The sequence below is a fragment of the Burkholderia pseudomultivorans genome (genome assembly GCF_001718415.1).
Taxonomy (GTDB): domain Bacteria; phylum Pseudomonadota; class Gammaproteobacteria; order Burkholderiales; family Burkholderiaceae; genus Burkholderia; species Burkholderia pseudomultivorans_A.
The window spans coordinates 2,659,157-2,679,488 of sequence record NZ_CP013377.1; the positions used below are offsets into that span (position 1 = coordinate 2,659,157).

The window sequence follows — 20,332 nt, forward strand, 5'->3', positions numbered from 1 at the left end:
CAAGAGAAACCAGGGAGTACAACCATGTGTGAAGTCCTAGTCAACGCAGATCCGATGCTCTACGAATCGCGCACGCGATCGCTACGCATCCGCGGCGTCGTAACCACGGTGCGCATGGAAAATCTGTTCTGGGACGTGCTGCACGAGATTGCGCAGCGCGAAAAGATGACGACCAGCCAATTCGCGGTCAAGCTCTATGAAGAACTGCTTGACCTGCGCGGCGAACCGCCGGCCAATTTCACGTCGTTCCTGAGGGTCTGCTGCCTCCGGTATCTGTCGCGGGACATCGTACTCGAAGACACCGCTAGCCAGGGTTCGCAAAAGACCTTCCGTCCCAAGGTCGTCCACGGCACCTGACCGCTCATTGATTCAGCCGCTCGAGTCATGCGTGGGAGCGCGCCACGTACTCCGATCCCGCTTCCGCGTCGGATCACGTAAACGTGACCACCGCACACACCGTAGGCGCTACATATTTTCGGTCGAGATCAGTTCAGAATTAACCCTCTCGTGTCGCGCCGCATTCACGCCAACCGTCACATTGACGTCGCATGCGGGGTCCTCGCGGCGGTAATGCGCGACGACGAATTCGACGAAATTCTGCACCGCGAACGTCTGGCGCGACTGCTTTGCATACAGCGCCCACACGGTGCGCGCGCCATCGCGCAACGCGACATGCGCGAGCAGCGCCTGCAGCGCGCCGCTTTCCAGTTCCGCCGAAACCAGCGCGCGCGGCAACCGCGCGATGCCGAGCCCAGCGAGCGCCGCGCCCTTGACCGTCAGCGGCGGCTGCGCGTTCAGGATCGGACGCACCACGGCCCGGTAGGTGCCGTAATCGTCGCCGAACTCCCAATAGCTCCCCGGCGCTTCAGTGGTCAGCAGCGTGTCGTGCGATGCGAGTTCATCCGGGGTCTGCGGCGCGCCGTGGCGCGCGACATAGTCGGGGCTGGCGACGATCACATCGTCGATCCGGGCGAGCGAGCGGCACACGAGCGTCGAATCGCGCAGGCGGCGCTCGGTGCCGAAGCACACGTCGAAATCGGTAATGGCGACGTCGGCCATGCTGTCGAACACGGTCAGGTCGAATGCGGTGCGCGGCTCCAACACGCGATGCATGGCAAGCAGACGCGGCAGGTCGGTCGACGCGAACGACGCCGACGCGGCGATCTTCAGCGTCGCGGCCGGCATGCCGGTCGCCGTAGCAATGCACGCGTCCATCGATTCGAGCAGGCCGATCAGTTCCGTGCAGTGCTGCAGATAGAGTTCGCCCGTCGCCGTCAGCGACATGCTGCGTGTCGTGCGATTGACGAGTTGCACGCACAGATGTCTTTCGAGCAACGCGACGCTGCGCGTAACGACCGACGCAGAGACGCCGAGCTGTTTCGCGGCCTTCGCGAAACTCCGGTGCTCGGCAACCTTGACGAAGGTCCGAATGGACGCAAGCTGGTTCATGACGCACTCCGGACTAAACCGGGGACGATCGCGACAGCGGCACTCTGCACGGCCACGCGCCGGCGCGACGAAAGCGGCGTGGATCGACCCGATTCGGGATGGGATGCGAGGCAGCATAGTGCGCGCAACCTTACCCGCCGCGCACCGGACCATTACATTCCCGTCATCTACGCGCGGTGCGAGGGAAACGCGCATCGAACGCGCCCAGCAGGATACGCCAACTGTATATCCGACCGTGATCATGGATCGCCCCGGAGACGGCGACATACGCACCGCCCATACACGCGCAACTCACCGGCAACAGTTCGAAGCAGCTAGTCTTGCTTATCGTCGTTCGAATACTCCAACTGCAACGCAACCCAATCCGCCGTCGCTCGACCATATCGCGACGCGATATCTTCCAACACGCCCGGAAGCACCGCATCCGCGGTCTGTGCATCGGGCATCGCGATGCGCTCGCGCGCACGCTTCGCCGGCTGAGCCAGCAACCGCAGCCCTTGCTTCGACACGATCTCCCGCGCCGCGCCCGTCGCAACGACATCACTGCGCCAGGTCCGCGCCCACGCGTCGGCAGTCAACGCCACCGTCAACTCGTCGAAGCCGCTTTCAACCGGCAACTCGAACGTTTCATGCCGCCAGAGCGCAACGCGATTCATCAGCGCAGTCGCGACAGCCCGCGCCGACAGCGCAAACCGACTGCCGTCATGCACGTCGCTCCACGTCCGCACCCCCATGCGTCGCGCAGTGTCACGCGCCGCTGCCGGTCCGGCGAGCCGCTCCACCAGCGCCAGCGACGCCGGAATCGACGCCGACACGCCGCTCGTCGTCATCACGTCGCCGTCGATCACATAGCGACGATCGTCGATCCAGTCCGTATCGGCAAAGCGCCGGCGCAGGCCGTCGCGCGAATACCAGTGAGACGTTGCGGTCCGATGCCGGAGTAGACCGGCGTTCGCCAGCACTTCCGCACCATCGCAGATCGCCACCATCGTCGCGCCGGCCGCGGCCTGCCTCTTCAGCCACGCCAGCATCGCCGGCCGATCCGCGCGATGCATTGCAGGCACGATCACCACATCCGCCCCGGCCGGTGTCGCGGCGTCGAAACGCTCGAAGGTCGTATCGGCACGCATCCGCAGTGTGGGCATCAGTTCGACCTCCGTTGCGTCGGGCGACACGGCAACAACATCGGCCACGCCGGACGTCTGCAGGATCGAATACGGGACGATGAAATCAGTCGTCTCCGTTCCCGCGTTGTCCGCGACGATCGCGACGAGTGGCCGTGTCCGCGCCGCCTTCGGCGAGGCCGCGTCCGACGCTCGCACAGCTGGCTGCATGCGTTCCGCCGCCGCATGCGACACCCCGCTCCACGGCCAAGCGCCCGACAGCACACCCACGAGCATCGCCACGATCATGCGCTTCAGGTTCTTCCTCATCTTGCCCCGCATCCACCGCCCGCGTTAATCGATTGCACGTCCGCAAAATTACAAGGATCATGCTCGCGGTCACAAGGACAACTCCACCGCATTTTCTGCCATGCCCCAGCTCAATCGTTCGGCGCGCGACATTGTCGTCGTCGGCTTCGACGGTGTGCAGTCGCTCGACATCACCGGCCCGATGGAAGTGTTCGCGGTCGCGAACCGCCATCTGCCGGAGCATGTCGCGCCCTATCGGCTCACGCTCGCGTCGCCGCACGGCGACGACATCGTCACGCATGCCGGCCTGCGCCTCGCCGGTCCGACCGCATTGGCGGCGCTGCCCGAGCGCATCGATACGATCGTCATCGCCGGCGGCAGCGAAGCGGCGCTGCGGCAAGCCGCGTCGGACGATAGCGTGCTGCCGTGGCTGCAGGCGCGCGTCGCCGACACGCGGCGAATCGCAAGCATCTGCACCGGCGCGTTCGTGCTCGCTGCGGGCGGATGGCTGAACGGCAAGCGCGCGACCACGCACTGGAACCAGTGTTCGACGCTGCAAGCGCTGTGTCCCGACGCGCACATCGAGCCGGATGCGATCTATGTCAGCGATCCGCCGTTCCATACGTCGGCCGGCGTGACCGCCGGCATCGATCTCTGCATCGCGCTCGTCGAAGCGGACTGCGGCGCGCCCACCGCGCTCGCCGTCGCGCGCGAGCTCGTGCTTTTCGTGCACCGCCCGGGCGGGCAGGCGCAGTTCAGCGTCGGCCTCGACATCCACGCCAGTGCGACGCCTCGCATGCGTGCGCTGCTCGCCGCGATCGCCGACGACCCGACCGGCGATCTCGGCATCGCCGCGCGCATGCACATGAGCGAACGAACGTTTGCGCGCCGTTTCCGCGACGAGACCGGACAATCGCCCGCGCAATTCGTACTCGCCGCGCGGATCGAGCGCGCAAAAGCGCTGCTGGAGCGCGCCGACTGGCCGCTGGAGCGCGTTGCGGAGCGTTCGGGATTCGGCAGTGTGGATGCGTTGCAGCGCGCATTCGCGAAGCGGGTCGGCGTGTCGCCGCGAGATTATCGGGCGCGCTTCGGCGTGAAGCGCATCGATCGTTGAAGGCATCGACACGGCGAGCACGACTCGCTGCCGCGAAATAGCCGCTTCGCCTTCCGGAACGAACAATCGGCGACCGACGCGCATTCACACGCCGGCCGCCGATCCGTCGCCTACATCACTGCGTCGTTATTCCTGCTGCTGTTGCTGCTCCTGCAACTGTCGCTGCTGAATGAACTGCCGCACGTCGCTCATCGTCACGCGGCCGGTGTGCTTCGTATCGATCTCGTCGAAGTGCTTCGCGACAAAGCCGAGACCGCTGCTTTGCGCCTGCGCCTTGGTCACCGCCGCGCCGTTGCTCAGCACCGTGTTCGCGCCCAGCCTTGCGTCGACACGCCGCTGCGCCTGCTGCTGCAGCGTCGCGCCGGTCGACGGCAGCACCGGCGCCACGCGGTTCGCGGGAAAGAACGGGCCGTCGACACCTCGCCCGCCGTGCGGCAGCTTCACCGGCGCGACCGCCTGCGGCGGCAATGCGTAGGCGCTGCTCATCACGGCACCGACGACGATCAGCGGAGACATACGTCGCATCAAATGGATTAGGGACATGATCGCTCGCATTCAATGGATGAATTGAGGGTTCCTGACATCAGGCGTCCGTCGTTCACGGCGCCGCCGCCACGGTGGTCGTCGCCGTCGCGCCGGGGCTGCTGCCCGTCGGCGTGCCGGCCGGGTTTTCATCCGGCCACGGCGGAGGCAAGGTCCGCAGCGTCAACGCCGTCGGAATCCGCCTGCCCTGATAGAAATACGTGAGATCCCGCTTCATCTGCGGACGCGCCACGTCGTCCAGATAGGTCATATGCCCGCCCTGGAAGAAATTCACCTGCAGCTTCGGGTTCAGGCCCTTCACCGTCTGCAGTCGCGCGAGCTGCTTCTCGGTGCTGAAGAACGGCGTCGCCAGATCGTGGAAGCCGTTCTCCGCGAGCACCTGAAGCTTCGGATTGAGCTGCAGCGCACCGAGCAGATCGGGGATCGTGTCCGGCATCGGCTGGCCGTCATGCGAGAAGTCCCACACCTGGATGATGTTGTCGTTCAACGGCATGTAGGTCGCATTCGGCGCGGTATAGCCGAGGTAGTCGGGCAGCTGTGTCGCGAGCGCGTTCGTGAACGGCTGCGAGATCAGGATGTCCGACGGATCGCCGTCCGTCTGCAGACGCGGATCCGAGTTCGGCAGCGACACGCGCCCGTCGTACCGGCCGATCGTCGTTCCCGGCAGCAGGCTGGTGCCGAACGGATTCGCATTGAAGTAGCCTCGCAGCGCCTGCATCGTCAGGCTCGACGGGATCGACCATAGCCGCAGCGTCGCATCGCTCGGGAACACCGGCGTGCCGAGTGCATCCGGTATGCCGAGCTGGCTCAGCACCCACGACTGCGAGTATTTCTGCAGCTGGTTGTAGATGAGCGTCGTGAACAGTTCGGTCTGCAATGCATAAAGCGCCTGGTTGATCGGCGCCGGCGACACCTGGTTGAAGTACGCCGCCACCGCCGCATAACCGGGCAGGTAGCCGGCCACGGTGTCCGTATCGAGCAGCAGCCCTTCCGTCGACTGCGTGATCGCCACCGCTTCCGTCGCGTCCGCGAAGTAGTTCAGGATCGACGACTGCAGCACGATCCCGGTCAGGTGCACGCCTGCCGATTCGAGCGCCAGCGCCAGCATGTCGGTGCGCGGCGTGCCGTACGATTCGCCGTACAGATAGATCGGCGAATTGCTGCGATTGTTGACCGTCAGATAGCGCTCGACGAAGTCGCGCATGATGTTGACGTCCGCATCGGAGCCCCAGAACTTCTGGTTGGTGTTCGGCAGCACGGCTTCCGACAGCCCGGTTCCCGGCGGGTCGATGAACACGAGGTCCGTCGTGTCGATCAGGCTTTCCTGGTTGTCGACGAGCGGATAGTTCGGCCAGTTGGTGCCGAACAGCGGATCGGGCGTGGCGACGCGCGTCGGCGCGAACGAGCCGAGCCGCAGCCAGATCGACGACGAGCCCGGCCCGCCGTTATAGACGAACGTCACCGGGCGCGGCTTGCCGTTCGTGCTCGGCGCGGTGTACGCGACATACGACATCGATGCTTCGGGATTGCCGTTCGCATCCGCGGCGGTCAGGTGGCCGGTGGTCGTCGTGTAGTTGATCGTCGTGCCGCCGGATTTCCACTGGTAATGCATGACGGCCGCCTTCTCGGCGACCTGCGTCGCGGCGAGGCCGTCGGTCGCGTTCATCGAGTAGGCGACCGGATCGACGTAGGGCTGGTTGCCTGCCGGCGTCTGGCTGCCGGCCGATTGCTGCGCGCTGGCCTGCTGGCTCGCCGTGGCCTGTGCGAGACTCGACGCGCCGACCGACGATGAATCGTCGCCGCCGCACGCCGCGAGCACCACGGTCACGATCGTCAATGCGCCTAGCCCGGCCAACCGGGCGTGACGGCCCAGGCTGTTGCCGGTACTGCTTCTGTCTGGTTTCATCTCTGTCCTTGGTGTGGGTTCGAATACCGCTTCACAAAGGCCGCCTGTGCCGGCAAGACGCGCAGCAATACCCGCCACTCGCGCTGCGCATTGGCATACGGCGGTTGGGGATTGGACTTCTTCAAGAGACTGAACTTGATACAGACACAGCTCACTGCTGGCGTAGATGGTGCTTGAACGCCCCCTGCAGTTTTGACTTCCTTTTCATTACCAAAATTTACGACACAACAAAAATAGGCGGTGCTGCGCCGCGTTGTCAAAGATCATTCCGATATTAAGCAGATGACTATGATGCGGAAGGCAATCAGTGTCTGCATTTCGCGAGAAGGCGGGATTGTTCGGACATGGCGCGGTTTCGGCGCCGGAGGGCGGCGATTATTTTATTTTCCGCGCGGAGACTGCCGCCGTCGGCTCGATACGCTGCGCGTTGCCGACAAACGCCCTTCAGATTTCCGCGATTTATCTTTCATTTTAATTTCGCGGCATTGGGCGAAACGCATCGGTCATTCGCGCACGATGATTCGGCAATTCCGTTTACTTCAGGCATTTATTAAACGAATTGTCCGGACCATCGGGTTGTCAGAAAATACCGATCTACTTAATTGGACGACCTCGATTCGGCATTATTTACCCGGCGGTTCGACAGGAATTTTCCCGGGACGCGGCGAGCGCGATTCGAATACAACGCACGCGCGGGCGGCTCGTCATGCATGCGCATGCGCCACCGCGCGCGGCGACGACGCGCGTCGCCACCGCACGTCGTCGATCACACGGCGCTCAACGGGTCATCAACGCCCGCCGCCCGGCAGCGCGATATCGATCAGCACCGGATCGTGATCCGACGAACGATAGGCATCGGGCGCGTAGTACGTCTGCTGCTGCGCGGCCGTCTTGTACGCGAGCGTGTACTGCAGCGCGACCGGTTCGTCGGCGTTGATGTGCCACTCGTGCACGGCCTTCACGTGCGACGCGAGCGGCAGCGATGCGAGCGCGTGATCGAGATAGCCCGCTTCGCCGTTGTAGACGTAGCTGTACGCCTTGTCGCCGATCCAGCGCGACACGAGGTTGCGATAGCCGCGCGATTCGAGCAGGCGGATCGGATCCTCGTACGTGTAGCTGTTGAAATCGCCGATCAGCAGCACGCCCTGCCCCGCGACGCCCGTCGGCGTGCCGGCCAGCCAGTCGGCCAGCTTCGCCGCCGCGCGCGTGCGCGTCGGGTTCCAGCAGCCCTGGCCGTCGCCCTGGTCGAGATCGTCGTTGGTCGCGTCCGGGCAGTTCTTCGACTTCAGATGGTTGACCGCGATCGTCAGCGCCTGCTTGCCGCCGATGCGACGGAACGACTGCGCGAGCGGCTGGCGGTTCTTGTCGTCGATCGCGAGCGTCGCCGCGCGGCCGACCGGCTCGACCTTGCGGCTGTCATAGATCATCGCGACCGCGATCGCGTCGCCGCCGAGCCGCGACGTGCCCGGATCGACGACGCGCCAGCTGTCGCCGAGCTTCGCCGCGAGCTGACGCACCGCGCTCAGTTCGCCGTAACCGTTGTTCTGGATTTCCATCAAGCCGATCACGTCGGCGTCGAGCGCCTTCAGCGCGCTGACGATCTTCGCGTCCTGGCGCACGAATTCCTGGTAGTTCTTCGCGCCGCGGTTGTTCGGATCGTCGAAGCCGCCGCCCAGCCCGTTGCCGTTGAAGTAGTTGAGCACGTTGAACGACGCGACGCGCAGGTTCGCATGCGGATCGCGCGCGGGCGCCTTCGTGCGCGGATTCGCGCGTGCGTCGAAGGTCGGTGCCGCCGCGCCGGGCACCGGCTGGATGCGCCACGCGCCGTACCGCACCTCCAGCACGCCTTCGACGTCGCGCACCGTGTAGCCGGCGCGCAGCGTGTTCGACGCGGACAGTTCCGGTGCCGGATACGGCACGGTCGCGGGGTTCTGCTTGTTCGATCCGTCGTCGAGAATCAACCGGTTGCGCGCGTTCGCATCGATCTGCGTCTGCGCCTGCGCGGGCGGCACGACGCTCGTCGGCGTGCGCAGACGGCCGTTGCTGAGCATCACGCTGCCGTAGCGGCCCAGCTCGTAGTTGTCCGTAACGTTCAGCGTCTGCGGCAGGCGCACGAGCATGCCTTCATACGCGGCGAACGCGTTCGGGCTGTCGACCGGCAGCGTCAGCGTCGCGGGCGTGACCGTCTGGCCGTTCGCGCACACCGCGATCGCACCCGACAGCGTGAGCTGCGTCTGCCCGTATTTTTCCTCGACCTTGCCCGTCACGTGGACGAGATCGCCGGCCTTGGCGCGCGCCTTCGGCGAATAGACGAACAGCCCCTCCGACACGCCCGGCTGGTTGCGGCGCTGCGGATCGGCCTGCTGTACGAAGAAGCCGCCGAAGCCGTCGGTGCCGCCGAAATCGGCGGTGACGACCGCCTCGATCGACACGTTCTGGCCGGCGAGCGGCGACGGCTCACCGGGCCCCTGGATATCGGCGATCGGCGTCGCGCTGCCGCCGCAGTTCGGGCTGACGGGGGCGGCGGTGACGGCCAGCGCCGGCGCCACGAGCGTCGGCAGAAGCAATAGCGGGGCAAACAGTCGGATTGTCGAGCGCATGACAAGGAATCCCGGTTGTGAGGGTGGCGAAAGCTTAGCGGCGCTCAATGACAGTTTGTAGTAATTGGTCGATAGGCCGATGTAATCAGTCGTGCCGTGTTCGCCGGCGCCCGACTTCCGCTTCCCGCGCGCGCCCCGTCACGAACGGTCCGCGCTCAATCCATCCGCCGTCAGCACGGCCTGGCCCGCCGGCCTCGCCCGCACCCGTTCACACCACCCGCGCAGGTTCCCGAACCGGCTCAAGTCGATATCCGCGTTGTAAACCGAGCGCATCCATGCCGCCTTGCCCAGCCCGTCAGCGCGAACAGATACGCATCGGCGATCGTCAATGCGTCGCCCGTCACGAACGTCCTGCCGGCGAGTTGCCGATCGATCCACGCAAACCGGCTGTCGAGCTTGCGACGCGCCGGCTCGACATACTTCCCCGCCTGCACCGCATACAGCAGCGGAATGAAGCCCTTGTGGATTTCCGTCGTCAGGAAGTTGAGCCATTCCATCAGCCGATAACGCGCGAGCGTGCCCCATGCCGGCGCCAGCCCCCGCGTCGGGCCGCCGGTCCGCGAGGTATTGCGCGATCACGGGGCCTTCGCGCAAGGTCGTGCCGTCGTCTACCGCAACCCGCGCGCCGGCGCGGTGACGGGCTGGATCAACGTGAAGGAAGCGACGGGCGGCTGACGCGCGCGCCAGTTTCCCACATATTGGAAGTCGATCGTCCCATTTATAGGGATGCCTATCCATATGTTGACGCATTTCGGCTCGCGGCCCTAACGTTCGGCCCAAGACATCAGATTGGCTGGAACCGGTCGCATCGGTTCCGGACGCATACCGAACAGGAGACGACCGTGGCCCATTCCGCGTCACGCACCCCCGCCAGCCCGCAGCAGCGGCCGCCCACACGCGCCGAGGCCCCGATGGAATCCGCCGCGCGCACCAGCGCGGCCGCCGCGACGACGCGCCCTTCCCGCAAGCGCCTGCTGATCCTCGCGCTGCTGTTCGTCACGGTCGTGATCAATTATCTCGACCGCAGCAACCTGTCGATCGCCGCGCCCGCGCTGTTCCGCGAACTGCACATCGACCCGGTGCGCGCGGGCCTCGTGTTCTCCGCGTTCGGCTGGACCTATGCGCTGATGCAGATCCCCGGCGGCTGGCTCGTCGACAAGATATCGCCGCGCGTGCTCTACGCGGGCGCGCTCGCGCTGTGGTCGGCCGCAACGCTGCTGCTCGGCTTCGCCGGCTCGTTCGTCGGACTCATCGTGTTGCGTCTGGCGGTCGGCGCGCTCGAAGCGCCCGCCTATCCGATCAACAACCGCGTGGTCACGACGTGGTTCCCGACGCGCGAGCGCGCGACCGCGATCGGCGGCTACACGTCGGGCCAGTTCGTCGGTCTCGCGTTCCTGACGCCGGTCCTCGCGTGGCTGCAGGTCCACCTCGGCTGGCACATGGTGTTCGTCGCGACGGGGCTCGCGGGTATCGCGTGGGCCGCGATCTGGTACGCGGTGTATCGCGAACCGCGCGCGTTTCCCGGCGTCAACGCCGGCGAAATCGCGCTGATCCGCGACGGCGGCGGCCTCGTCGACCTCGAGGACCGCATCGCGGCACGCAGCGAACGCACGCCGTCGACGTGGCGCGACCTCGGCATCGTGCTCGGCCGGCGCAAGCTGTGGGGCATCTATCTCGGCCAGTTCGCATTGAACTCGACGCTGTGGTTCTTCCTCACGTGGTTCCCGACCTATCTCGTCAAATATCGCGGGATGGACTTCATCAAGTCGGGCTTTCTCGCATCGCTGCCGTTCCTCGCCGCGTTCGTCGGCGTGCTGTGCTCGGGCGTGCTGTCGGACTGGCTGATGCGTCGCGGCGCATCGCAGGGCTTCGCGCGCAAGCTGCCGATCATCTCCGGGCTGCTGATCTCGACCTGCATCATCGGCGCGAACTACGTGAGCTCGACCGGCTGGGTGATCGCGTTCATGACGCTCGCATTCTTCGGCAACGGCTTCGCGTCGATCACCTGGTCGCTCGTGTCGGGGCTCGCGCCCGCGCGGCTGCTCGGCCTGACGGGCGGCATGTTCAACCTGATCGGCAACCTGTCCGCCATCGCGACGCCGATCGTGATCGGGCTGCTGGTCGACGGGGCCGACTTCTCGCACGCGATCACCTACATCGCGGCAATGGCGCTCGCCGGCAGCCTCTCTTACGGGCTGCTCGTCGGCAAGGTCGAACGGATCGACGCGTAAGCAGCGTCGACGGGCGCGCCGTCGCATCGCCGCGACGGCGCCTGCCCGCGCAATGCACGCGCAGGCGTCAGAACCGCCGGAAGCCGTCGCGCGCGAGATCGTGCGGATTGCCGGCCACGTATTCGAGCGCGCAGCCGTCGGTGTCGATGCCGACCGTCAGCAGCGTTTCCCAGCGCTCGGTATCGGGCATCGACGGGTCGGGATGGAAGCACACCACCGCCTGATCGCCGGCCGCGCCGCACATCGCCGCCGCACGCTCGCGCACATCGGCGCTCGTCATCCCGTTCACGACCTCGTTCAGGTGCGCGAAGCGCTCGCGCGTCGTCGAGCTGTCCGGCATGCATTCGCCGCCGCTCAGCGTGCGATCGAGGAAGTGGTTCGTATGCAGCAGCCAGCCGTCGGCGCGCGGCACCACGATGCCGATGCCTGCGGGACTCAGCTCGATGCTTGCGGCGCGCGGGTTCGCGTCGTGCCGCGTGAACACGGTCAGCACCGTCGACGCGCTCACGCGCGCGCTGCGCGCCAGCTCGATCGCCTCCTGCACCGTGGTCGCCTCCTCGAGCAGGCGGCGCGCGATCGCATGCACGGGCACGCCCGCGCTGTCGTTGTCGCTCGCGTGATGCAGGATGTTGAAGTGCAGCCCGAGGCCCGCGCCGTTCACGCCGAGCTTCGCGAGCATCCCGCACTCGGTGAACAGCTTGACGGTGCGGCCGTGCCGCGTCGCGAACTGCATCAGCAGCCCGTGCGGCGCGAGGCTGTCGTGCCAGTCCCAGGTCTGCAGCGTGCGCGGCGCCTGCGCGCCGGCCGGCGCGTGGACGGTGGTCGAGCACTCGCCTTCGGTCGATGCCGGCGCGGTCGCGAGAATCTCCGTGCGCGCGTTCAGGCACGCGAGCTGCCAGCGCGGTAGCTCGACGCCGTCCGCGATCGCCTGCACTTCGTCGGCGAGTTCCGGACACCACGCCTCGAGCGACGCGAGGCTTGCCTCGCCGATCTGCCGCGCGCGCATCGGATCGATGCCGAGCTTCGGAAAGAACGCGAGATAGAGCGCGACCGTCTGCCGGATCTGCGGCGCGAAACGCTCGCCGATCCGGCGGCCGCGCTCGCGCGGATCGGTGATGTCGGTCACGAAGGTATGCAGCTTCACGATGAAGTCTCCTGGTTCGGATGAGGGCCGGGCGCGGCTCGACCCGGAATGTCATGCGCGCGCGATCCGTCGTATCCTCATGCGGCCGGCACGCATCGCACGCAGAGGAACCAGCCTAACGGATGCGTCGCCGCCGGTCGCGCCCGGTTTTTGCATAACTTCTGTGCCTGTCAGGAATAGATTCAATGGACAAGATGACCGCGCTCACGATGTTCGTCGCGACGGCCGAACATGGCGGCTTCAGCCGCGCCGCCGAACAGCTCGGCAAGACGCCGTCGGCCGTGACGAAAGGCGTCACGCAGCTCGAGGCCGATCTCGGCGCGCGCCTGTTCGAGCGCACGACGCGACGCATGGCACTGACCGAAGCCGGCCATCTCTATCTCGATGCCGCGCGCCAGGCGCTGATGCAGCTGCAGCTCGCCGGCGAGGAAGTCGAGCAGTTGCAGCACGAGCTGCGCGGCAACCTGCGAATCGCGACGTCGCCCGCATTCGGTCCGGCCTTCTTCACGCAGGTGTGCTGCCGCTTCATGCGCGAGCATCCGCTCGTGCGCGTCGAAGTCGAGATGACCGAGACCGATCCGCTCGACGGCAGCTACGACCTGTCGCTGCGCGACGGGCCGACCGACTTGCCCGACGTGATCGCGCAGCCGCTGCTCGAAAACCGTCTCGTGCTGTGCGCGAGCCCCGCGTATCTCGCGCGCCGCGGCGGCGACGTGACGCTCGACAACTACCAGACGCACGACTGGCTGATCTTCCGTCACCCGCTGATCAACCGGCACTTCTGGTGGATCGGCCGCGACGGCGAACGCATCCGCGTGAAGCAGCCGACGCCGCGGCTGTCGAGCGGCAACTACGACTTCCTGCTCGCGTGCCTGCTCGACGGCCACGGGCTGCAGTTCGCACCCGCATGGAGCGTCGCGCGCCATCTCGCACAGGGCGACCTGGTCGAGGTGCCGACCGAGCTGTCGCGCGAGACGAGCGCGTTCGGCCCGTGGATTCACGTGCTGTTCCTGCCGCATCGTCGTCACACGCGCAAGGTGCGCGTGTTCATCCAGTTCCTGCGCGAGCAGTTGCAGGCGCTCGGCCTGCCGCTCGCGCCGCAGGGCGCGCTGCTGCCGCCGCTCGATCCGGACGCCGCCCGCGCCGCCGCGCGCGCGTAGCGCGTCGGCGGAGGCGGCGCCGTGTCCCGCTCAAAACGAGTAGACGAACTGCATCCCGGCGAGGTCGTTGCTGCGCGAGTACGACCCGTTGCTCTTCAGGAACACCGGATGATTCGCCGCGTCGTGACGGTACTCGAGCTTCACGGTGATCTGCTCGGTCGGATAGAACAGCAGGTCGGCCGTGATCGCATAGCGTTGCGCGCCCTTGCACTCGGTGCCGTTCGACGCCGAATTCCGGAAGCAGGCCGGATCGATGCCGAAGCCGCTCGACCCGTTCACCGACGGATTGCCGCCTGCGAGCCCATACTGGATGTTGGTGCCGCCGCCGCCGTTCGACGTGTTGTTCAGATAGTCGAAGCGCAGCGTCGCGCCCATCCTGCCGACCCACGACGACGTCCACTTGGTATGGCCGAGCAGCGACATCCCGTACCAGCGCGCGGTGCCGCCGTTCCATGCGCCCTTCTGCAGTTCGCCGTAGTCGACCTGCGCGTTGACCTGCGTCTTGTCGTGCGTATAGGTCATGTCGGCTTCGACGTACTTGTACAGGCCGGTCGGCGACGATCCGTTGCACTGGTAGCCGTAGCCGCCCGCATCCGGGCATGGCGAGAACAGCGACTGCCGGCCGAGCATCCCCGAAACGCCGAAGTCGAACGCGGTCGACGTCGCGTTGTCGAAGCGCGCGGTGATCGTCGGCGTCCAGTTGCTCTTGGTCGTGTTGTTCGCCGCGTTCGCGATCGCGCCGGCCGTGCGCAGCACCTCGTTGCCGACGATCACCTGCCAGAAGCGCGTCATCGCCGCGTTCGAGCCTTTCATTCCGATGCCGACGAGGTTGCCCGGTTCGCTGAAGTCGTACAGCAGCCCATGCGTGAGCGTCAGCATCTGCGTCGACGGCTGCACTTCGTAACCGGCGAGGCTCGTCATCATCCCGGCCTCGAAGGTCTTCGTCGTACCGAGCGGCACGTTGACCTGCGCCTGCGTGACGATGTTGTTGCCGACGCCGCCGTGCGCATTGCTGAACACGTTGCCGAAGCCGCGGTTCGGCTGGATCACGATCTCGGCCGACGGCGCCATCGGCCCGACGCCGAAGGTCTTCTTGATGTCGAGGTAGATGTCGCCGATCGTGCTGTTGAAGTAGTCGTACGCGCCCGGATCGTGGTTCAGGAACTGGAAGCCCGCCGAGTGCTGCGCGCGGTTGTACAGGTACAGCGGATCGACGTAGCCGGTGATGCTCAGGCCCGCGAGCGGGCCGGTGGTCGCCGCTTCCTGCAGCGTGTCGACCTTCAGCGACGCGTTGGCGATCTGCTCGCGCATCTGCTGCAGATCGTCGTTCGTGAACGCGGGCGCCGAGCCGGATGGCGGCGCCTCGGCGGCGGCCGTGTTGATCGTGCCGATTTTCGCGGCGCCCGGTGTGGCGTTGGCCGAGGCCGGCGCCTTCGACGCGACGATGCTCGCGCGCAGTTCGTTCACTTGCCGCTGCAGCGCGGCGACCTGCGCCTCCAGCGTCTTCATCTTGCTCGCGTCGGTGGTCTGCCGCGCCGTGTGGGCGGAGGCCGTGGCCGCTTCGAACGCGAGCAGGCACAGCGCCGTCATGTGTCTGATTTTCATGGGATCGGTGGTCGTAGGGACGCGCGCGCCCCCGCCCGCCGCCGATGGCGGCGGGGCGCGCGCGGGAAATCGGGGGAACGGGAGCGGGCTTACTCGGTCTTCAGCCGGGTCCAGAGACGGTTCTGCAGACGCATCAGGTCAGGCGGGATCGGCTTGCTGAGGCTCAGCTTGCGGATCACGTCGGCCGGCGGGAACACGGCCGGGTCGCTCGTCACCTCGGCGCGCACGAGGCGCTTCGACGACGGCACGGCCGACGGATACGACGTGTCGTTGGTCAGGTTCGCGCTCTCCTTCTCCGACAGCACGAAGTTGACGAACTTCAGCGCCGCGTCCGGATGCGGCGCGTCCTTCGGGATCGCTATCATGTCGAACCACATCGCGCTGCCTTCGGTCGGAATCACGTACTTGATGTGATACGGCTTCTTCGCGGAAGCAGCCGCGATGCGCGCGGAGTTCACGTCGCCCGACCAGCCGAGCGCGAGGCAGATGTCGCCGCCCGCGAGATCGTTGATGTAGCTGCTCGAATTGAACTGCGTGATGTACGGGCGCACCGTCTTCAGCAGCTCGTAGGCGGCCTGGTAGTCGGCCGGGTTCGTCGTGTTCGGATCCTTCTTCAGGTACACGAACGCCATCCCGAACGCGTCGACCGGCGAATCGAGCACCGACACGCCGCAGCGCTTGAGCTTCTGCGCGTACTTCGGGTCGAACAGCAGCGCCCAGCTGTCGAGCGGCGCGTCGTTGCCGAGCGCGGCCTTGACCTTCTCGACGTTGATCCCGAGCCCGTCCGTGCCCCACGTCCACGGAATGCCGAACTGGTTGCCCGGATCGTCCCGCGACAGCACCTTCATGATTTCCGGGTCGAGCAGCCCGTAGTTCGGCACCTGGCTCTTGTCGATCTTGCGGAAGATGCCGGCCTGCAGCTGGCGCGCCCAGAAGATGTCGGACGGCACGACGACGTCGTAGCCCGACGTGCCCGACAGCAGCTTCGCCTGCAGCGTCTCGTTCGAATCGAACTCTTGATAGACGACCTTGATGCCGGTCGCCTTCTCGAAGTTCGCGACCGTGTCCTTGCCGATCGAATTGCCCCAGTTGTACACGTTGACGACTTCCGCCGCCCGCGCGGACGGCGCGCCGTAGCACGCGATGCCGCCCAGCGCGAGCGCCGCGCATGCCGTTCTCAGATGCTTCTTCCAGTCCCCTGCCATGGTTTCCTCCGTCGATATCGTGATCCGTTCGCCTGAACGGCCGTCCGGAAAAATGTAGCCAGAGGAAATTGGCCGGTCTGCCCTGCCAATAGGGGGACACGCCGCACAATCGGTGCATCCGGCATACACCGGATGCGTTGCCACACGACACGACGCAAGCGATTTGAAAGACCGCGTCATCGCGCCGTCAGATTGACGCCGCTCAGGCCGCCTCGATTCCCGTGCGTGCGCCGAAATCCTCGCCGACGTGCGTGACGCCGCCGTCCATCATCGTCAGCGCGACGTCGATGCGGCCGATGTCGTACTGGCCGACTTCGAACAGGTCGTTCTCGAGCACGACGAGATCCGCGCGCTTGCCGGGCGTCAGCGACCCGATCTCGTGCTCCATCCCGAGCTGGTACGCACCGTGGATCGTGTATGCGGCGATCAGCTGCGGAATGCTCAGGCGCTCCGCGATGTCCGGGAACACCGGCGCGTGCGGCTCGCCCGCGAGCTGGCGCGTGTGGCCCGACTCGATGTGTTCGAGCGGCTTGTGCTGGCAGCGGCACTGGCACGCGAGGCCGTCCATCCCGATCGACACCGTCACGCCTTCGTCGAGGAAGGTGCGGAACTTGTACATGTTGCTCCAGCGTTCGTGACCGTAGTGATCGCGCAGCTGCTCGGTATAGGCGTCGACGACGCCCCATTGCAGCTGCGTGTTCGCCATCACGCCCGCGCGTCGGAAGCGCGGGATGTCGTCCGGATGCGTGAGGAACGCATGCGTGATCACGTGGCGGCGATCGCGCGGCGGATTCGAGCGGTTGACCTGTTCGAAGCCGTCGAGCGCCATGCGCACGGCCGCGTCGCCGACGCAATGGACCATCACGTTCGCGTTCGCGCGATCGGCTTCGACGAGATAGCGGTTGAACGTGTCGGCCGGCATCGTCGGCGCGCCGCAGGTGTCCGGGCGGTCCGCATACGGTTCGAGCAGGTATGCGGTGTGGTTCGCCTCGGTGCCGTCGAGGAACAGCTTCAGCGCGCGCGCCTTCACGAGCGGCGAATCGTACTGCTCGCGGTATCGGACCAGCGTGCCGACCGGATCGTCGATCTCGCCGATCACCGCGACGCTGCCGACCACGCGCAGCTTCAGGTCGCCCGCGCGCTCCAGCGTCTGCAGCGTCTCGAACAGCAGCGACTGGTCGCCGCTCGCGTCGAAGAAGCCCGCGTCGAACACGGTCGTCACGCCGGCCGCGCACAGCTTCTTCTGCCACGGCGGAATCGACTTCAGGTACAGGTCGATGCCGGTCGGCATCAGGCCGGCCGCGCTGATCCGCTGCATCAGCAGCGAATACGCGGCGCCGTCGACGACGAGGCCGGTCGGCTCGCCCGTCGCCGGGTCCTTCTCGAACCAGCTCGCGCCTTCCTGCACCGGCGGCGTCGACGCGTCGATGCGCGCGATCTCCAGCGCCTTCGAGTTCACCCACATCGAATGGAAGTCGGTCGACAGCAGGCACACCGGGCGATCCGCGCAGATCGCGTCGAGCGTCTCCTTGCGCAGCATCTGCGGCGGAATCGTCGCCTGGATCCAGCCCATGCCGGTGATCGCCGGTTCGTCCGGATGCGCATCGACGTACGCGCGCAGCGCGTCGAGCACCTGCTGCGGATCCTCGTAGTTCACGAAGGCCTGGAACGCGAATGCGGTCGTCTCGAAGTGCCAGTGCGATTCGACGAAGCCCGGCAGCACGAGCCGGCCGCCCGCGTCGACGACCTTCGTGTTCGCGCCGACATGGGCCTGCACGGCGGCCGTGTCGCCGACATGGACGATCCGTCCGTCGCGCACCGCGACGGCCTGCGCCCACGGCCGGTGCGGATCGACGGTGTAGACCTTCGCGTTGGTCAGAACGAAATCCGCGGGCGTCGTCGCGGCGGGCGTCGGTTGAATCTGCATGGCCAGTCCTTTCTGTCTCGGGTTTCGAAGCGCTTTCACTATAGACAGACGATTCGCACCGGTCTGCCCCCCCGAAACAGGGGCTTTGGGGAATTCCCGCGCCGCGCGACGGCGGATTTTTTATCCGGTAAATTCCCGGCTGACGCGTGCGCGCGGTTCGCGTAACGTCGCCCTGTCACTCGTCCGCCCCGGTCCGATCATGCGACTCCTTCATCCCGACCCGGCCGCCCACGGCCACTACCTGATCGGCGTGCGTCCCGGCTCGCTCGGCGCGACGATCCGCGCGGTCGGCACGCCGGGATTCGTCGCGGCGGTCACCGCGTTCGTCAACGACAGCATCGCCGCCGACGCCGTGCATCTCGAACGCTGGCGCGCCGACACCGGCAGCACGTCGGGCTACGTCGTCGAATGGCTCGGCAGCGGCAGCCTGCGCTTCGCGGCCGACACGCTGCGCGTGATGGATGTCTATTACCAGGACTACTGTCACGTCGATCCGCTGTTCGCGCCGCTGCGCGGCAAGGCCGGCACGCTGCTCGTGCAGCGTCATATCGACGGGCTCGCGCACGGCGACTTCCGCCGGCGGATCTTCGACGAGCCCGGCATCGCGCAGGAATGCGTGCTCGTGCATGGCAACGCGCACGTGCAGTACGCGCTCGGCCTCGCGCGCACCGACGGGCAGGCCGCGTTCACGACCGACGAGCTGTTTCATTTCCGGCAGATGGTCGACCTGCTGTTCCCGATGTTCGACCTGCACGCGCGCACGTGTGCGGCGCGACGTGTCGCGTCGGTCTCGACGAATGCGACCTCGTATGCGGGTTTCGATGCGCGGCTCGAACGGCAGAACGTGCAGTTGTCGCGACGCGAGCACGAGATCTGCCGGCTGCTGCTGTGCGGGCGCTCGGTGCCCGAGGCCGCACAGCAGCTCGACGTGAAGCTGTCGACCGCCGAGTCGTACGTGAAGCGCGCCTTCGCGAAGCTCGGCGTGCGCACGCGCCGCGAGCTGTTCGACTGGGTGCTCGTCGACTGCTGAGCGGCACGTCCGCGCGATGCGCCGCGCCGCCCGCCCGCGCTACGCCGCCAGCGCGACCGCCTTGATGTTGAACGCGCGCAGCAGGTCGTCGCAGAACGCGTCGACGATCGGCTTGTCGGACGCGCTGCGCTTCATCGCCAGATGCAGCGGCACGTCGAAGCTGAACGTCGAACGGCCGACGGCCTTCACGAGCCCGCGCTGCTCGAACGGCTCCGCGTAATGCGCGGGCAGGTAGCCGAGATGGCCGCCCGACAGGATCAGGATCGTCGCGGCCTCGATGCTGTCCGCGCTCGCGGTCACGCGGCGCTCGGGCAGCGGATACTGCTCCTCCGGCACCGGATAGGTACGCCACACCCAGTCGTGCGCCTGCAGGTCGTCGGCCGTCACCGGCCGCGACGCATGGAACAGCGGATGCCCACGCCCGCAGTAGATCACCTGCTGCTCGGTAAACAACGGCGTATAGATCAGCCCCGGCACGCGATGCCAGAAATAGCCGATCGCGAGATCGAGCTGGTTGTTGACGAGGCTTTCCTCGAGTTCCTGCGGCGACGCGACCTTCATCGAGAACGTGACGGCCTGGTCGCGCTTGCGGAACGCGCCGATCGCATCGGCGAGTCGCGCGTTCTCGACGAGCGGCGCCTGGCCGATCAGCCCGATCGACAACGTACCGACCAGCTTGCGGTCGATGTCGCGCACGCGCGCGACGAACTCGGAGGTTGCCGCAACCAGCGTGCGCGCGGTCGCCGCGAAGCGCTCGCCCTTCGACGTCAGGCGAAAGCCGCCGCGTCCGCGATCGCACAGCTTGAAGCCGACGCGCGCCTCGAGCGCGGACAGCTGCGTGCTGATCGTCGATTGCCGCACGCCGAGCGACGCCTCGGCGGCAGTGATGCCGCGTGCATCGACGACGGCCAGAAAGACCCGGATGAGCCGGAGATCGAGATCGGTGGTATTCGAAAACATGCTGAAGCCGCTGCGCATGCGCGCGTTGTCCGGCCGGCCCGGCGCG

16 protein-coding genes and 1 pseudogene are annotated in these 20,332 nt (G+C 66.6%); 6 read left to right on the plus strand and 11 right to left on the minus strand.

Features of this window, described 5'->3' with window-relative positions; genetic code table 11:
- Nucleotides 1-24 precede the first annotated feature (24 nt).
- Nucleotides 25-357, plus strand: coding sequence for a ribbon-helix-helix domain-containing protein (locus tag WS57_RS11450; protein ID WP_040130511.1), 333 nt, complete (start codon nucleotides 25-27; stop codon nucleotides 355-357).
- Between the two features lie 108 nt (nucleotides 358-465).
- On the opposite strand, the gene WS57_RS11455 is transcribed toward WS57_RS11450, so the two are convergent.
- Complete coding sequence (locus tag WS57_RS11455) at nucleotides 466-1,716, minus strand: LysR family transcriptional regulator (protein ID WP_236871886.1); 1,251 nt, start codon at nucleotides 1,714-1,716, stop codon at nucleotides 466-468.
- A 47-nt stretch (nucleotides 1,717-1,763) separates the two neighbouring features.
- On the minus strand, nucleotides 1,764-2,882 hold the full coding sequence (locus WS57_RS11460) for a DJ-1/PfpI family protein (RefSeq protein ID WP_069244378.1): 1,119 nt from the start codon (nucleotides 2,880-2,882) through the stop codon (nucleotides 1,764-1,766).
- A gap of 100 nt (nucleotides 2,883-2,982) precedes the next feature.
- Here WS57_RS11460 and WS57_RS11465 point away from each other — a divergent pair, with 100 nt between their 5' ends.
- Complete coding sequence (locus WS57_RS11465; RefSeq protein ID WP_059513971.1) at nucleotides 2,983-3,975, plus strand: GlxA family transcriptional regulator; 993 nt, start codon at nucleotides 2,983-2,985, stop codon at nucleotides 3,973-3,975.
- Nucleotides 3,976-4,101: 126 nt separating this feature from the next.
- On the opposite strand, the gene WS57_RS11470 is transcribed toward WS57_RS11465, so the two are convergent.
- On the minus strand, nucleotides 4,102-4,530 hold the full coding sequence (locus WS57_RS11470; protein WP_081074517.1) for a 2-oxoglutarate dehydrogenase: 429 nt from the start codon (nucleotides 4,528-4,530) through the stop codon (nucleotides 4,102-4,104).
- Nucleotides 4,531-4,573: 43 nt separating this feature from the next.
- Nucleotides 4,574-6,424: a S10 family serine carboxypeptidase-like protein gene (locus WS57_RS11475; protein WP_060300004.1), complete on the minus strand. Its 1,851-nt coding sequence runs from the start codon at nucleotides 6,422-6,424 to the stop codon at nucleotides 4,574-4,576.
- A 240-nt stretch (nucleotides 6,425-6,664) separates the two neighbouring features.
- Here WS57_RS11475 and WS57_RS36995 point away from each other — a divergent pair, with 240 nt between their 5' ends.
- Complete coding sequence (locus WS57_RS36995) at nucleotides 6,665-7,261, plus strand: hypothetical protein (RefSeq protein ID WP_155755114.1); 597 nt, start codon at nucleotides 6,665-6,667, stop codon at nucleotides 7,259-7,261.
- Here WS57_RS36995 and WS57_RS11480 read toward each other — a convergent pair.
- On the minus strand, nucleotides 7,213-9,024 hold the full coding sequence (locus WS57_RS11480) for an ExeM/NucH family extracellular endonuclease (RefSeq protein ID WP_069244230.1): 1,812 nt from the start codon (nucleotides 9,022-9,024) through the stop codon (nucleotides 7,213-7,215). The two genes, WS57_RS36995 and WS57_RS11480, sit on opposite strands and share 49 nt — an antisense overlap.
- Before the next feature lie 138 nt (nucleotides 9,025-9,162).
- Nucleotides 9,163-9,762: pseudogene (locus WS57_RS11485) on the minus strand (glutathione S-transferase C-terminal domain-containing protein).
- Nucleotides 9,763-9,866: 104 nt separating this feature from the next.
- Here WS57_RS11485 and WS57_RS11490 point away from each other — a divergent pair.
- Nucleotides 9,867-11,255, plus strand: a complete 1,389-nt coding sequence (locus WS57_RS11490) for an MFS transporter (protein WP_059513982.1) — start codon at nucleotides 9,867-9,869, stop codon at nucleotides 11,253-11,255.
- 67 nt (nucleotides 11,256-11,322) lie between these two features.
- On the opposite strand, the gene WS57_RS11495 is transcribed toward WS57_RS11490, so the two are convergent.
- Nucleotides 11,323-12,399, minus strand: a complete 1,077-nt coding sequence (locus WS57_RS11495) for a C45 family autoproteolytic acyltransferase/hydolase (RefSeq protein WP_059606399.1) — start codon at nucleotides 12,397-12,399, stop codon at nucleotides 11,323-11,325.
- A gap of 185 nt (nucleotides 12,400-12,584) precedes the next feature.
- On the opposite strand from WS57_RS11495, the gene WS57_RS11500 reads away from it, so the two are divergent.
- Complete coding sequence (locus WS57_RS11500; RefSeq protein ID WP_081056695.1) at nucleotides 12,585-13,559, plus strand: LysR family transcriptional regulator; 975 nt, start codon at nucleotides 12,585-12,587, stop codon at nucleotides 13,557-13,559.
- Between the two features lie 30 nt (nucleotides 13,560-13,589).
- Here the strand turns inward: WS57_RS11500 and WS57_RS11505 are convergent, their stop codons facing one another.
- From WS57_RS11505 to WS57_RS11515, 3 genes are all read right to left on the minus strand, one after another.
- Nucleotides 13,590-15,164 (minus strand): DUF3138 family protein, encoded by a 1,575-nt coding sequence (locus WS57_RS11505; protein WP_059606398.1) that lies wholly within the window; start codon nucleotides 15,162-15,164, stop codon nucleotides 13,590-13,592.
- 89 nt (nucleotides 15,165-15,253) lie between these two features.
- Complete coding sequence (locus WS57_RS11510) at nucleotides 15,254-16,369, minus strand: polyamine ABC transporter substrate-binding protein (RefSeq protein WP_069244231.1); 1,116 nt, start codon at nucleotides 16,367-16,369, stop codon at nucleotides 15,254-15,256.
- Between the two features lie 202 nt (nucleotides 16,370-16,571).
- Nucleotides 16,572-18,296, minus strand: coding sequence for an amidohydrolase (locus WS57_RS11515; RefSeq protein WP_040130522.1), 1,725 nt, complete (start codon nucleotides 18,294-18,296; stop codon nucleotides 16,572-16,574).
- Nucleotides 18,297-18,495: 199 nt separating this feature from the next.
- On the opposite strand from WS57_RS11515, the gene WS57_RS11520 reads away from it, so the two are divergent.
- Nucleotides 18,496-19,326, plus strand: coding sequence for a helix-turn-helix transcriptional regulator (locus WS57_RS11520; RefSeq protein ID WP_059481050.1), 831 nt, complete (start codon nucleotides 18,496-18,498; stop codon nucleotides 19,324-19,326).
- 39 nt (nucleotides 19,327-19,365) lie between these two features.
- On the opposite strand, the gene WS57_RS11525 is transcribed toward WS57_RS11520, so the two are convergent.
- A complete protein-coding gene (locus WS57_RS11525) occupies nucleotides 19,366-20,286 on the minus strand; it encodes a LysR family transcriptional regulator (RefSeq protein ID WP_059514028.1) in 921 nt (306 codons plus the stop codon).
- Nucleotides 20,287-20,332 lie beyond the last annotated feature (46 nt).